This is a genomic window from Mesorhizobium bavaricum, from assembly GCF_056781655.1.
Genome location: NZ_CM165566.1, coordinates 5353772 through 5368047 on the forward strand (window position 1 = coordinate 5353772; position 14276 = coordinate 5368047).

Sequence of the window (14276 nt, forward strand, 5' to 3'; positions counted from 1 at the left end):
ACAGACGCCGGCTTACCGACCCCAGATGCCCTGGCCGGATTCCGGCTGGTCCGAATTGGGCGTCAGCTTGAAGCCGTGGTACTCGACCGGCTTGCGGATCGAAGCCGTGAAGCTGTGGTCGATTTTACCAGCGGGCACGGCTACGGCCGGCTGGTTGACATTGTCGGAACCATAGTGGTCGCTGCCGGCAAAAGCGGTGCCCGTGGCAACGAGGATGGCGGCGGCGGTAAGAGCGATCTTGGTCATTATCTTAACTTCCAGTAGTTTCTCAGTTCAGTCCGTCTAGTGGCGTGCCCTTGGGAGGAATTTCGCGTCGCTCGGACCACACCGAAATGGGTTTCCTTTGGCCGACTTCCAATCACGAAGATGTTCCTCTGCGCTCCGAATCCAGACCTTCAAACGGGGCCGGGAGTTGAAGTGGTCAAAATTTTCTTTATAAATATCAGATAGTTATAAGATGCGCTCGGCAAGCTGTACGGCCGTTCGCTGAGCCGGCGTTCACCATCTCATCACGGTGCGTCAACATAAATTGAACCGACTGGTTCGATTGTCTGTATCTGCAGGGTCCGGAGTTTCGGTGTGCCAGTTCGAATTGGTGTGAGCCTACGTCCGCCGGAATGACAGCCCGGCACTGCTTTCGGGATTCCAAGCTGTCGCAGGTGGAGGCGGCGGTTGACGGTGTCCGTCAGTCCGCGCATTTGCCTTGCCGATCGATCGATATTATCGCTTGTGCACGATCATCAAACGGACGCGACCTCGCCGTGCTGGTCGAAGGACAGACGGAATTCGGGTGACCTGCTTCCCAGGACAGCGATAGAAATGCGGCTGCTGCTCGTCGAAGACAATCGCGAACTTGCCGACTGGCTGGGCAAGACCTTGCGGCAGGCGAACTATGTCGTCGATATCGTCCATGACGGCGAGGATGTCGAGCACGCGCTGGCCGCCGGCGGCCACGCGCTTGTCATCCTTGACCTGGCATTGCCGCGCATGGGCGGCCTGGAAGTGCTGCGCATGCTGAGGGCGCGCGGCAACTCGGTGCCGGTGATCGTGCTGACCGCCAATGCCAGCCTCGACGGCCGGGTCAAAGGCCTGAACGAAGGCGCCGACGACTATCTGGCGAAACCGTTCCAGATCGAGGAACTGGAGGCGCGCATCCGCGTGCAGCTGCGCCGCGCCAACGACCGCACCGCGCCAGTCGTTGCTTGCGGCGATCTCGTCTTCGACACCAACACAAGGCTGTTTTCACTTGCCGGCGAAACGCTGGCGCTGACCCCGCGCGAGCATGCGGTGCTTGAACAATTGATGGTCAAGGCCGGGCGCACCGTGAGCAAGGCGGCTCTGTCGGCGGCGATATATGATTTCGAGACCGATGCCGACCCCAGCGCCATCGAGATCTATGTGCACCGTGTGCGCAAGAAGCTCGAAGGGTCGCGCGTCCAGATCGCCACCTTGCGTGGCCTCGGCTATCTCTTGCGCCATGAGGAGTAGCAGCCTCCGTTTGCAGCTGTTGGCCTGGGTGGTGTTGCCGCTCGCCGGGCTCGCCACGATCAACCTGTGGACCAGCCACCGCAGCGCGCTGGCGACCGCCGATCTGGTCACCGACCGGATGCTGTTGGGTTCGGCACGCGCGATTGCCGAACAAGTCGCCATAGTGGACGGCGTGCTCGATGCCACGGTGCCGCCGGCGGCGATCGAGATGTTCGATACCGGCGACCGCGACAGCGTCTACTATCGTGTCGAGACGGCCGGCGGGCGGCTGCTGACCGGCTATCCCGACCTGCCCGAGGATCCGAAGCACCCCAGCATGGAAGCGACCTATCGCGACCACGTGCTGCGGCTGCTGACATTCAGTCATGCGGTGGTCGGCGCAGGAGCTGACTCGCCAATATCCGTCACCGTGGGCGTTACGCTGGCCGGACACGATGCGATGGTCAAACAGCTGTGGTTCAGCGCCTTTGCCCAGCAACTGGCGCTGGTGGCGATCGCCGGCATCTTCGTGCTGCTCGGCCTGCGTCGCGGCCTGGCACCGCTGATCCGGCTGCGCGACGCGGTGCAGTCGCCAAGCCGCAGCGACCTCGACCCCGTCGAAGTGCCAGGTGCGCAAACCGAAATCCGGCCGCTGATCGATGCGCTGAACGTCTATATGGAGCGGGTGCGGGCGCAGATGGCGGCGCAGCGCCGCTTCATCGCCAATGCGGCGCACCAGTTGCGCACGCCATTGGCATTGCTGTCGACACAGGCGAGCTATGCACTGCGCGAAAGTGCCGCCGAGGCGCGCCAGGAAGCCCTGGTGGCGCTGCAGGCAAGCTCCGGCAAGCTGGCGCGGCTGGCCGAACAGCTCCTGACCCTGTCGCGCGCCGAGCCGGGCAGCCGGCGGCCGCGCGCCGACCGCGTCGACCTGACCGAAGCCGCTCGGCACGTGTTGGAAACGCATGCGCCGACAGCAATCGATCGCAACATCGATCTCGGCCTCGAGGAGGCCGGACCTGTGCCGGTCATCGGCGACGGCACCATGCTACGCGAGATGATCGTCAACCTTGTCGACAACGCGCTGCGCTACTCCCAGGCCGGCGGCAGCGTCACGCTGAAGCTGGCGGCCGTCGACGGCCAGGCCGTGTTGACGGTCACCGATGACGGGCCCGGCATCCCAGTGGACGAGCGAGACCACGTGTTCGAGCGCTTCTACCGCATTGCCGGCTCCACCGAGGAAGGCAGCGGGCTTGGCCTCGCCATCGTGCGCGAGGTCGTCGAAAATGCCGGCGGCCGCGTCACCCTCGGGGATGGCGCGGCCGGCGGTCTGGTGGTTGAGGTAAGGCTGCCTTTGGCCTGATCGCAGCGGGTCAGACGCGGATCATGTCCCCTGCTCACTGAACGGCGCCGGCCGCCATTTGACGACGTAGTTCTCGAAGCGAGTGATGATGAACTCCACCACCAGCGCCATCACCGCCAGGATGATCATGGCGGCAAAGACGCCATTGGCGTTGAAAGCACCCTGCGCGGTCGAGATCAGCAGGCCCATGCCTTGCTTGGCGCCGAGGAATTCGCCAACCACCGCGCCGACCAGGGCAAAGCCGAAACTGACATGCAGGCTGGCCAGGATCCAGCTCATCGCCGAGGGAATGATGACGGTGCGGGTGATCTGGAACGGCGAGGCACCAAGGATCTGGGCGTTGGCGATCATTGCCCTGTCGGCCTCGCGAACGCCTTGGAAAGCGTTGGCGAAGACGACGAAGAACACCATCACCACGGCCAGCGCCACCTTGGAGGCCATGCCGAGGCCGAGCGCGATGATGAACACCGAGCCGAGCACGACACGCGGCACCGAATTGGCGATCTTGATGTAGATCGAAAAGACATCGGCGAGCAGCCGGTTGCGGCCAAGGATGATGCCGGCGGCGATACCGCCAACGGCGCCGATGACGAAGCCGAGAAAGGTTTCCTCCAGCGTGACGTAGATCTGTACCCAGAGCGGGCCTTGCGACGTGCCTTCGGTGATCCACACCCAGATCTGCTGCCAGATGCCGGACGGGCTGGCGAAGAAGAACGGGTCGATGATGTTGTAGTCGGCGCCGAGTTCCCACAGGCCGAGGAAGGCGACCAGGATAGCCAAGCGCAACCCGATGACCAACGCATGGCGGCGGTGCAGCCGTGCCCTGGCCCGGCCTTCGGCAACGGCGATGGAGGCATCGCGCACGGCGGCCTGAGAGGTGGTGGCAGAGATGGCGGTCATGGCGGCGTCTCCTCTCAATGGCCGGTCTGCAAGGTGCGGCTCTGGCCGAGCTGCACTTCCTCGCGCAGATCGTTCCAGATCACCTTGGCGATCTCGACGAATTTGGGGTCGTAGCGGATGTCGGCCATGACGCGCGGGCGCGGCAGGTCGATGCGATAGACGCTCTTGACCGTTCCTGGTCCCGCCGTCAGCACATAGACCTTGTCGGCCAGCGCCACCGCCTCCTCGAGGTCATGGGTGACGAAGACGACGGAGGATTTCTGCTCCGACCACAGACCCAGCAGTTCGTCCTGCATGGCGGTGCGCGTCTGCATATCGAGCGCGCTGAACGGCTCGTCCATCAGCAGGATCTTGGGCTGGTTGATGAAGGTCTGGGCGAGCGCGACGCGCTTGCGCATGCCGCCCGAAAGCTGGTGCGGATAGTGCTTTTCGAAGCGGCCGAGGCCGACACGGGCGATCCAGTCGCGCGCCCGCTCATAGGCCTGCGCCTTGGGCGTACCGCGATAGAGCGGGCCGGCAGCGACATTGTCGATGACGCTGCGCCACGGAAACAGCGCGTCAGCCTGGAAGACAAAACCGATGTCGCGGCTGATGTCGATGACCGGGTTGCCCATGACACGGACATTGCCGGTCGTCGGCCGCAGCAGGCCGGTGACGAGATTGAGCGTCGTCGACTTGCCGCAGCCGGTCGGCCCGACCACGCAGGCGAATTCGCCGCGCGCCACCGTCATGGTGAAGTCGCGGATCGCCGTCATCATGTGGCCGTCCGGCGTGACGAAGCGCAGCGTCACGTCGTCGATGGCGATTGCCGCATCGGCTGGCAGCGCGGCCTGAGACAGCTTCTCGGCCGCCATGGGTTGCAGTTGCATGGCATACTCCTGTCGCTATGGGGCAAGGGGCCCGCGACACTGCCGCGGGTCTCTCAAGTGTTTTGGGAACGGCCGCGCTGCTGCCGATGTGAATCAAGCGAACAGCGCAAGCCCTTGTTCTCTGGCGGGCGGCCTGTGGCCCTTCAGCGTGCTGCTATTTGGCGGCGTCGACGAATTCCGTCGTGTAGGTCTTCGACAGGTCGATCTGCTTGCCCTGCAGGCTCTTCGAAAATGTCGAGAGAACCTTGAGCACGGTCGGCGGGCCATCGGCCGGCATGCGGCCGTCGGGCGTGAACATCGCCTTGCCACCGGCCAGGCCCTGCACATAGAGATCCCTGTTGCCGGCATAGTAGTCCTTCGGCATCTTGTCGGCGATCTCCTCGGCCGAATGGCTGGCGATGAACTTCATCGTCATGACGAAGGCATTGGCAAGTTTCTGCGCCTCGTCCTTGTGGCTTTCGAGCCATGCGGACTGGACATAGAAGGAGGCCGCCGGATAGGGCCCGCCCAGCGCTTCCTTGGTCTTTTCAGGGGTACGCATGTCGACCAGGACGCTGGCCTCGCCGGTCTTCAGCAACTGCGCAATGGTCGGCTCGGTGGTCATGCCGGCCTGGATCTGGTCCTGCTTGATGGCGGCGATGAAGGTGTTGCCGGCGCCGACCGGCAGCAGTGTGTAGTCGCCGGGTTTCAAGCCGTTGCGCACGGCAAGGTACTGGGTCAGGAAATCGGTCGAGGAGCCGAGTCCGGTGACGCCTAGCGTGGCGCCCTTGAAGTCGGCTGGCGACTTGATCTCGGGGTGCTTGGCGGAGACAAGCTCGACCTCGCCCGGTGCCTGGCTGAACTGGACGATCGACTGGATGTACTTGCCCTTCGATTGCAGGTCGACGGTATGGTCGTAGAAGCCGACGACGCCCTGCACGGCGCCGGCCAGCAGTTCATTTTCGGCCTCGACGCCGGCGCGCGAATTGACCAGTTCGACATCGAGCCCCTGGTCCTTGAAGTAGCCGAGCTGCTGGGTGAGCATGGCCGGCAGGTAGATCTGCTTTTCCATGCCGCCGACGATGATGGTGATCTTGTCGGCCGCCGATGCCGCCGTGGCGCCCGTGGCGACGATGGCCAGGGTTAGCGCGCGCAAGGCGCACTTCGAGATGAAACCGGTCACGAAACTTCCTCCACTTGGGCGACGCGCCGTGAAGCTGCGCCGCATTCTCCTCCTCGCCGGCCGCTCAAGAACCGGTCATGCGGTGACACCGCGACCCTGTCATGGCACGCCCAAGCTTTCAGCTGGCTTTCAGCCGGCTGACGAAAAGGATCAGCCGGAATGCCGTACCGGGGCGCTCAGTCCCAGCACGTCGCGCATGTCATATTCACCGGGCGGCCGCGCCACCACCCAGAGGGCGGCGGCGATGGCGCCACGGGCGAACATGATGCGGTCGCCGGCCGAATGCGACAGGGTCACGGTCTCGCCCTCGGCGCAAAAGCTGACGCTGTGCTCGCCAACGATGCTGCCAGCACGCATCACCGCAAAGCCGATCTCGCCTATCGGCCGTGCGCCGGTGACGCCATCGCGGACGCGCCTTGCGACCGTCTCCAGTTCGATGCCGCGTCCGCCGGCTGCGGCCTGTCCCAGCATCAGTGCCGTCCCGGACGGCGCATCGATCTTGTGGCGATGGTGCGCCTCGACGATCTCGATATCCCAGTCGTCGGAATCGAGCGCTCTCGCCGCCTGCTCGACCAATCCGATGAGCATGTTGAGCCCGAGTGAAAAGCTGCCGGAGCGGACGATGGCAATGCTTTTCGCGGCATTGGCGATGGTCGCCAACTCAGTGGCATCGAAGCCTGTCGATCCGATGACCAGGGCTGGGCCGCCACGGTCAGCGCAAGATCTTGCCAGATCGGCCGAGGCAGCCGGCGTGGTGAAATCGATGACCACGTCGGCCATGGCAAGTGCCTCGTCACGGCTCACCAGCCCGTCGCCGACGATGCCCGGCCGGTGGAAACGGGCGGCGAGCGCCAGCCGGGCATCGGACTGCACGGCGTCCGCCATCTGGCGGCCCATGCGGCCCTGTGCACCCGCGATGGCAATCCTGATCGGCGGTTGGGACATGCGCTATCCCCGCGGCTATTTCCACATGCCGCGCATGCGCGCGCCAATGTCGACACGCACCTCGGGCCGGGGTGCCCTGCCCTGTGCCGCCTGCGCGGTCGGCCACGAAACCTGCTGGAAGGCAGCGAGGATCGAGGCCGGAATGAAGCGGGTGCGAGAGGCATAGAGGTGGCGGTCGCCGCGCGCCGCCTGACCATGCGGAAAGAACCGCTGCGGCATGATCAGATTGAGATTGTCCTTGGCCCGTGTCATCGCCACGTAGAGCAGCCGGCGTTCCTCCTCGATGTCCTCCTTGGTGCCGACGCCGAGATCGGCCGGGATGCAGCCGTCGACCGTGTTGAGCACGAACACATTCTTCCACTCCTGGCCCTTGGCCGAGTGGATGGTCGACAGGATCAGATAGTCCTCGTCGCGATGCGGCGGTCCGGCCTGGTCGCTGGTGGCGTCCGGCGGATCGAGCGTCAACTCGGTGAGGAAGCGTTCGCGCGAGGCATAGCCCGAGCCGATCTGTTCAAGCTGCAACAGGTCGGCCCGGCGCGTGATCGCATCCTCGTGGATGCGCTCCAGATGCGGCTCGTACCAGAGCCTGACCTGTTCGAGGTCGGCAGGCCATTTGGCACCGGCCCGCAGGCCGGAATAGAGCGCGACGAAGCCCGGCCAGTCATCCACCGCGCGTTGCGGCGGGCGCCAGCCGGCCAAGCCCATCGCCTCATCCAGCGCCGTCGTCATCGTCTCGACGATCTGAGCGGCGGCCGAAGGCCCGATGCCGGGCATCAGCTGCAGTACGCGGAAGCCGGCGACACGGTCGCGCGGGTTCTCGGCAAAGCGCAGCACCGCCAGCACATCCTTGACGTGGGCGGCATCGAGGAATTTAAGGCCGCCGAACTTGACGAAGGGAATGTTGCGCCGCGTCAGCTCGATCTCCAGCGGACCGCTGTGGTGCGAGGCGCGAAACAGCACCGCCTGCGATTTCAGCGCCGTGCCAGCTTCTCGTTCGGCCAAAATGGTGTCGCAGACGAAATTGGCCTGCTCGACCTCGTCGCGCACGCTCACCAGCCTTGGCTTGTCGGTTGATTTGCGCTCTGACCACAGGTTTTTGGTAAAGCGCTCCGAGGCCTCGCCGATCACCGCATTGGCTGCCGCCAGAATGGTCTCCGTCGAACGATAGTTGCGCTCCAGCATCACCACATCGGCGGCCTGCGCGAACTGCCGGGGAAAATCGAGGATGTTGCGAACTTCGGCGGCGCGAAACGAATAGATCGACTGCGCATCGTCACCGACCACCGTCAGCCCGGCACCGTCGGGTTTGAGCGCCATCAGGATCGAGGCCTGCAGGCGATTGGTGTCCTGGTATTCATCGACCAGCACATGGTCGAAACGTCCACCCAGATGCGCCGCTATTTCAGGCTCGGCAGCCATCTGCGCCCAGTAGAGCAGCAGGTCGTCGTAATCGAGCACGTTCTGCGCCTGCTTGGCCTCGACATAACCAGCGAACAACTGCTTCAGCTGCTCGGCCCAGCCGGCGCACCAGGGGAAGGCGGACCCCAGCACTTCGCCCAGCGGCGCCTGCGCGTTGACGGCACGCGAGTAAATGGCAAGGCAGGTGCCTTTGGTCGGAAAACGCGCTTCCGTTTTCGAGAAGCCGAGCTCATGCCGGACCAGATTCATCAGGTCGGCGGAATCCTCGCGGTCGTGGATGGTGAAGGCCGGGTCGAGGCCGATCTCCAGCGCATAGTCGCGCAGCAGCCGGGCACCGATGCCGTGAAAGGTGCCGGCCCAGGTCAGCGCATCGGTGATCACCGCCGCGTCGCGGCCCAGCACCTCGCCGGCGATGCGTTCGACGCGCCTCGCCATTTCTGACGCGGCGCGGCGCGAAAAGGTCATCAGCAGAATTCGGCGCGGATCCGCCCCCTTGACGATCAGATGGGCGACGCGGTGCGCCAGCGTGTTGGTCTTGCCGGAGCCGGCGCCAGCGATGACCAACAGTGGCCCGGCGACCTGTCCGTCGCCATGCTCGACGGCCTGACGCTGGGCGTCGTTCAGCCGGGCGAGATAGGCAGGCTGGAGGGTCGGTTCCCGGAAGGTCGAATCAGGGGTGGCGAGGTTCATCGCCCATCAAGCATCGTTTCTGCTTTGTTCGCAATGTCGATGCGACGATGTATTGGCGCATGTGGAGGATCACCTAACGCTGCGGGTCGATCCCCATCGCCACTGACTGCCGGCGCAAGGTCTCACGATCATATTGCGACGGCGGCACCAGCAGCGGGTCGATTGTATCGGGCACGTCCTCGACCATCTTCCTGGTGATGCGATAAGTGACATAGGCCAAAGCGCCGGCCAAAAGCAGACGGATCATAGTTGCAATCCTCCATTGGAACAGGACCAACCGAGGAGACGGCATTTGGTTCCTCCCGCCGACCGTCTTGACTGGGCGTCAAAAGATCGAGGGCGGCGATAGATCCGCTAACGCACACATTTCTCCGGTATTTCGGTGATGCATTCCTCGAGACGCTGGAGGCGGAACTTCGCATTGCGAAGTTCGTGCCCTGCCTCGTGCCGCTTGTGGCGCCCCTGGGCTGACGTCGCCATCAGATCGCGCTCCAGTTCGGCGATGCGCGCACGCAGCTGCTGAGCCTCGTCCTGACGCAACGCCTTGATCCATCCACGCCCGCGCATCTATCTTCCTGCCAGCCACCCCAAAGGCATGCCAAATTTATGACCGAAAGACGCTAATTTCCGGCAAGCCCAAAGGCTCCAAATTTAACTTTCGCTAATTTAGCATCAGCAAAGAGAAGGCTAGGGAAGAAGGCCGGCGCCGCTTGGGAGGAGGATGAAGCGCCGGCCAAGCGGATAATAGGTCCGCCGCAGAGCAGAGGCTAGCTGAGTCTTTCCCTGGCGTCATCGGGTGATTGTCTTCGTTAAAAGCGTACCGATTGACGCCAGTTGCTGGTCGCGGGCCCGTTACACGCGCGTCTTGACCATCATTCCGGCAATTTCCTTGAGGAGTTTTGCCGCCACGATGGCGGTCAGGTTGGCGATGTCGCGAGGCGGGTTTAATTCAACGATATCAGCCGCCACAATCGGCTGGTTGACCGATTGAATCAGGTTGATGACCTGACGCGAGGTCAAACCTCCGGGTTCGCGGTGCGAGACACCTGGCGCAAAAGCCGGGTCGAGCCCATCGAGGTCCATCGAGATATAGACCGGCGTCTTGAGATCGAGTTGCAGATTGTCGCTGAACCGCGCCGCCTCGATCACCTCGACACCGAACCGCTTGAACTGGTCGCGATGATGGTCGTTGACGGTCCGCAACCCGACCTGGATGAGGCGGTCGGCAAGCCGCGCTTCCATGATGCGGGCGAAGGGCGAGGTGTGGGAGCGCGGATTGCCTTGATAGGCATCATACATGTCGGGGTGCGCGTCGATGTGCAGAATGGTCAGGCTGGGATGTCGCCGGCGCACCGCGCGCAGTATCGGCCAGGAGATGGCGTGGTCGCCGCCGAGGCAGATCAACGGATCGCCCGACTCCAAGGCTCGTCCAACCTCGCTTTCGATCAGGTCCCATGGATCGGTGGCGGCGTCGAAGCGGACGTCGCCATGATCGACAAGCCTGTCGGTCAGATCGAAACCAGTTTCGCTCCACATGCTGTAGGCATCGGAGAACAATTCAGGACGGACATGGGCGGGCGCTTGCGCCGGGCCTTTAAGGAAGGACGAGTTGTCGTCGTGGGGAATTCCCAGAAGTGAAACCCTGGTCATCAGCGTCCGATCTCCGGCAGTGAGTCCAACAAGAATTGGGGGAATTCAACAAAGGACTGGGAGAGATCAATAATCTCGGGAGCTGGCTGTCGATAGCGATGGTGTTTGGGCCAGCGACGAGCGCAGCCTGGCAATCAAGCCGCGATCATCTTCCCGCGTCGCCGCTCAGTCGTTGCCTGACCAGGGCGACTTGAAAATTCGTACCGAACAGCAGCCCGTCATCGTTGAAGTCGTAGCTGGAATTGTGCAGCGGCGCCGACGTCTCGCCATTGCCGAGGAAGACGAAACAGCCCGGCACATGATCGAGGAAGCGGGCGAAATCCTCCGAGGCGGTCATCGGCTCGCGGGCGACGGCGATGTTGGCGGGCTCGAAAACGCTTCCGGCGGCGGCAAACGCCGCATCGACCAGTTCGGCATCATTGCGCAGCGGCACGAACTCGCGGCTGTAATTGACCTCGGCGCTGACATTGTAGGCAGCTGCGGTGCCTTCGGCGATGATGCGCATCTGCCGCTCGATCTCGGCGCTGACCTCGGGGCGGAAGCTGCGCGCATCGCCGAGGATGCGGGCAAGACCGGGCAGTGCGTTGCGAGTGCCGTCGGTGATCAACTCGGTCACCGAAACCACCGAGATGTCGGCCGGGCTCAACCGGCGCGAGACGATGGTCTGCAGATTTGTGACCAGCGCGCAGGCGGCGACCAGCGTTTCATTGCCCGAATGCGGGCGCGCGGCATGGCCGCCGAGCCCTTTCAGCACGATCTCGAAATTGTCCTCGGCCGACATGATCGGACCGGCGCGTGTCTCGAAATGCCCGATGGGCAGGCCGGGCATGTTGTGCAGGCCAAAGATCTCGTCAAAGGGGAAGCGCTGCATCAACCCATCGTCGAGCATGGAGAGTGCGCCCTTGCCCCATTCCTCGGCTGGCTGGAAGATGAAGCGCACGATGCCGTCGAAACCGCCCTCACCGGCCAGCAGTTTTGCCGCGCCGAGCAGCATCGTGGTGTGGCCGTCATGGCCGCAGGCATGCATGATGCCGGGATTGCCGGAACGGTAGGGCGCGGCTGACTGCTCGGTGATGCGCAGCGCATCCATGTCGGCCCTCAGCGCAATCGCCCGGTTGCCGCTGCCGCGCTTCAGCGTGCCGACGACGCCGGTGCCGCCGACGCCTTCGGCGACATCGTCCAACCCGAATTCGCGCAGCTTGGCGGCGACAAAGGCCGCGGTGCGCTTTTCCTCGAAGCCGAACTCCGGATGGGCGTGTAAATCGCGCCGCCAGAAAATCAGCTCCTGCTTCAGCGCGTCACGATCGAGTTCGGACATTTCTTCTGCCCCTCCTGACTACTTTGCAAGCTCTGTGACCACATCAAGCAGGATGTTGGCGCCGGCAACAAGCTCGGCATCTTCGGTGTGCTCGCGCGGATTGTGGCTGATGCCGCCGGCACTCGGCACGAAGATCATCGCTGCCGGCGCAATGCGCGCGATCATCTGTGCATCGTGGCCGGCGCCGGACGTCATGCGTCTAACGCCAAGGCCGCGGTTTTTCGCGGCGGCCGCGATCAGTTCGACGATGTGGATGTCGAACATCACCGGCTCGAAGCGGGCCAGCCGCTCCACCGAGATCGTCACGCCTTCGGCGCCCGCAAGCTGCTCGAGATAGGCAGCAAGTGCAGCTTCCTCCACCCGCAGGCGCTGCTCGTCGGGATCGCGCAGATCGACGGTGAAGATGGCTCGGGAGGGAATGACGTTGATGGCATTCGGCTCGAAGCGCATCGTACCGACGGTGGCGACCGTCGGCTTGTTCGAGCCCTTGGCCCTATCGTGAAGGAAGGTGATGATCCTGGCGGCAGCGTGGCCGGCATCGCTGCGCATCGACATCGGCGTGGTGCCGGCATGGTTGGCGACACCGTCGATGGTGATGCGTTGCCAGGAGATGCCTTGCAGATTTTCGACCGCGCCGATCGGCACGTCTTCACGCTCCAGCACCGGCCCTTGCTCGATATGCAGTTCCAGATAGGCGTGCGGCTTAAGGAAGCCGGGCTCCTGGTCGCCGGCATAGCCGATGCGGGCAAGCTCCTGTCCAAGCACACTGCCATCGGTGCCGACCGCGGCCAGCACCGTATCAGCATCGATGCCGCCGGCATGGACCAGTGACCCCATCATGTCGGGGGTATAGCGCACGCCTTCCTCGTTGGTGAAGGCGGCGACCGCCACCGGGCGCGATGGCGAAAAGCCTGATGCCTTGAGCGTCTCGATCACCTCCAGCCCGGCAAGCACGCCGTAGCAGCCATCATAGATGCCGGCATCGATGACGGTGTCGATGTGCGAACCGATGAGCAGCGGCGCCTGCCCTGCATTGTCCGCGCTTTGCCAGATGCCGAAAATATTGCCGACCCGGTCGACGGCGATATCGAGCCCAGCCTGCCTGAGCCAGCCGACCAACAGGTCGCGGCCGAGCCGGTCGGCATCGGAGGCGGCAAGGCGCACCAGCTTGCCCTCGCCGTTGCGACCAACGGCGCCCAGTTCGCGGATGCGGCCAAGCAGGCGCAGCGCGTCGACCCCGATCACAACGCTGCTCCTGCAAGCATCTTGCCGGCCAGCACATCGGCCGCGCTCATACCAACCAGTTCGGCGTAACGATGCGGGTCGGTGGCGCCTTCGGTGTTGATCACCAGCACTCGCGATTGGCGGTCGAGTCCGAGACTGGCCTGGTTGTCGGCCACCGCCCGGATCAGCCCGGCCAGGCCGACACCGCCGCTTTCGCCGGCGACGATCACCGGATCGCCTGCGCTTGGCCGCGCCAGCCGGCGCATCACCGCGATGGCCTCGTCCTCATCCACCGTCATGAAGGCATCGGCGGCGCGCGCCAGCACGCGCCAGGCGATCGGAGAGGCTTCGTAGCATTCGAGCATGGCCATCACGGTCGGCTGGTCATGCGCGACCTTGACCGGGCGCCCGGCCTGGGCGGCTGCAAAAACACAAGCGGCACGCGCCGGCTCGACCACGATAAACGCCGGTCTGGCGTCACCGAGCACGATGGCCAGATGGCCTGCCACCGCGGCGGCAATGCCGCCGACACCGGCCTGCACGAAGACATGGGTCGGTGGCTCGCGGAGCTGGCGCAGCGCTTCACGTACGATCGCCGTATAACCCTGCATGACAAGGCCGGGAATGCGCTCATAGCCCGGCCACGAGGTGTCGGAGACCACGGTCCAGCCTTTCTCATCCGAAACTCGAGCGGCTTGCCTGACCGAGTCGTCATAAGTGCCGTCGACCCGGATCATCTCGGCGCCATAGCGGGCGATCGCCGCGATACGCTCCTCGCTGACGCCGGCATGGACGAAGATCGCCGCACGCGCACCGACGAGTTGCGCACCTTGCGCGACCGAGCGGCCGTGATTGCCGTCGGTCGCGCAGGCAACGGTCATCGTCGCGGCGACCGCCCGCACATCCGGCTGATCGAGATCGGCCACGTCGACGGGCCGGCCAAGCGACCGGCTTGCCTCTTCCAGCACCAGACGGAAGACAGCATAGGCACCGCCAAGCGCCTTGAAGCTGCCAAGGCCGAGGCGAAACCCCTCATCCTTGACATGCAACGCACCGAGGCCGAGTTCGGCAGCGAGCGCCGGCAGCGCATGCAATGGCGTTTCCCGGTGATTGTCGCGACGGGCAAGGAAACGCTCGACCGTGTCGGCCCCGGCAACCCCCAGGGTTTCGGCATCGGCATGGTCGAGCGGCCGGCGGTGCAAGGCATTGTGATTGAGCAGGAACACTGGCGGCCCTCCTTGGCGTCCAGCGAGAACATATTGCAGGACC

The 14276-nt window shown here is 64.2% G+C and carries 14 protein-coding genes; 2 read left to right on the forward strand and 12 right to left on the reverse strand.

Annotated features, from left to right (window positions below; genetic code table 11):
* Window positions 1-12: 12 nt before the first annotated feature.
* Complete coding sequence (locus AC1RZR_RS26280; RefSeq protein WP_477276378.1) at window positions 13-246, reverse strand: DUF680 domain-containing protein; 234 nt, start codon at window positions 244-246, stop codon at window positions 13-15.
* Window positions 247-819: 573 nt separating this feature from the next.
* On the opposite strand from AC1RZR_RS26280, the gene AC1RZR_RS26285 reads away from it, so the two are divergent.
* The gene (locus tag AC1RZR_RS26285; RefSeq protein ID WP_477276376.1) at window positions 820-1488 is read left to right on the forward strand and encodes a response regulator; all 669 of its coding nucleotides are present in this window, start codon (window positions 820-822) and stop codon (window positions 1486-1488) included.
* On the forward strand, window positions 1478-2830 hold the full coding sequence (locus AC1RZR_RS26290; protein WP_477276374.1) for a sensor histidine kinase: 1353 nt from the start codon (window positions 1478-1480) through the stop codon (window positions 2828-2830). The genes AC1RZR_RS26285 and AC1RZR_RS26290 overlap by 11 nt, the downstream gene beginning before the upstream one ends.
* A 21-nt stretch (window positions 2831-2851) precedes the next feature.
* Here AC1RZR_RS26290 and AC1RZR_RS26295 read toward each other — a convergent pair whose 3' ends face one another.
* The 11 genes from AC1RZR_RS26295 to AC1RZR_RS26345 form a co-directional block, all read right to left on the reverse strand.
* Window positions 2852-3730 carry an ABC transporter permease gene (locus AC1RZR_RS26295; protein WP_477276372.1) on the reverse strand — a complete coding sequence of 293 codons (879 nt, stop codon included), beginning with the start codon at window positions 3728-3730 and terminating at the stop codon, window positions 2852-2854.
* Between the two features lie 14 nt (window positions 3731-3744).
* Window positions 3745-4599: an ABC transporter ATP-binding protein gene (locus tag AC1RZR_RS26300; protein ID WP_477276370.1), complete on the reverse strand. Its 855-nt coding sequence runs from the start codon at window positions 4597-4599 to the stop codon at window positions 3745-3747.
* Between the two features lie 154 nt (window positions 4600-4753).
* A complete protein-coding gene (locus AC1RZR_RS26305) occupies window positions 4754-5761 on the reverse strand; it encodes an ABC transporter substrate-binding protein (protein WP_477276368.1) in 1008 nt (335 codons plus the stop codon).
* 150 nt (window positions 5762-5911) lie between these two features.
* Entirely contained in the window at window positions 5912-6706 is a 795-nt protein-coding gene (gene dapB / locus AC1RZR_RS26310) for a 4-hydroxy-tetrahydrodipicolinate reductase (protein ID WP_481826448.1), read from the reverse strand.
* Between the two features lie 15 nt (window positions 6707-6721).
* A complete protein-coding gene (locus AC1RZR_RS26315) occupies window positions 6722-8815 on the reverse strand; it encodes an ATP-dependent helicase (protein ID WP_481826449.1) in 2094 nt (697 codons plus the stop codon).
* Window positions 8816-8888: 73 nt separating this feature from the next.
* Window positions 8889-9062, reverse strand: a complete 174-nt coding sequence (locus AC1RZR_RS26320) for a hypothetical protein (protein WP_477276362.1) — start codon at window positions 9060-9062, stop codon at window positions 8889-8891.
* A gap of 107 nt (window positions 9063-9169) precedes the next feature.
* Window positions 9170-9382, reverse strand: a complete 213-nt coding sequence (locus tag AC1RZR_RS26325; protein ID WP_481826450.1) for a hypothetical protein — start codon at window positions 9380-9382, stop codon at window positions 9170-9172.
* 285 nt (window positions 9383-9667) lie between these two features.
* Entirely contained in the window at window positions 9668-10465 is a 798-nt protein-coding gene (gene speB / locus AC1RZR_RS26330) for an agmatinase (RefSeq protein WP_481826451.1), read from the reverse strand.
* A 145-nt stretch (window positions 10466-10610) separates the two neighbouring features.
* On the reverse strand, window positions 10611-11783 hold the full coding sequence (locus tag AC1RZR_RS26335) for a M20 aminoacylase family protein (protein ID WP_481826452.1): 1173 nt from the start codon (window positions 11781-11783) through the stop codon (window positions 10611-10613).
* An 18-nt stretch (window positions 11784-11801) separates the two neighbouring features.
* Window positions 11802-13028: a Zn-dependent hydrolase gene (locus AC1RZR_RS26340; RefSeq protein ID WP_481826453.1), complete on the reverse strand. Its 1227-nt coding sequence runs from the start codon at window positions 13026-13028 to the stop codon at window positions 11802-11804.
* Window positions 13025-14233 carry a diaminopropionate ammonia-lyase gene (locus AC1RZR_RS26345; protein ID WP_481826454.1) on the reverse strand — a complete coding sequence of 403 codons (1209 nt, stop codon included), beginning with the start codon at window positions 14231-14233 and terminating at the stop codon, window positions 13025-13027. The genes AC1RZR_RS26340 and AC1RZR_RS26345 overlap by 4 nt, the downstream gene beginning before the upstream one ends.
* Window positions 14234-14276: the final 43 nt, after the last annotated feature.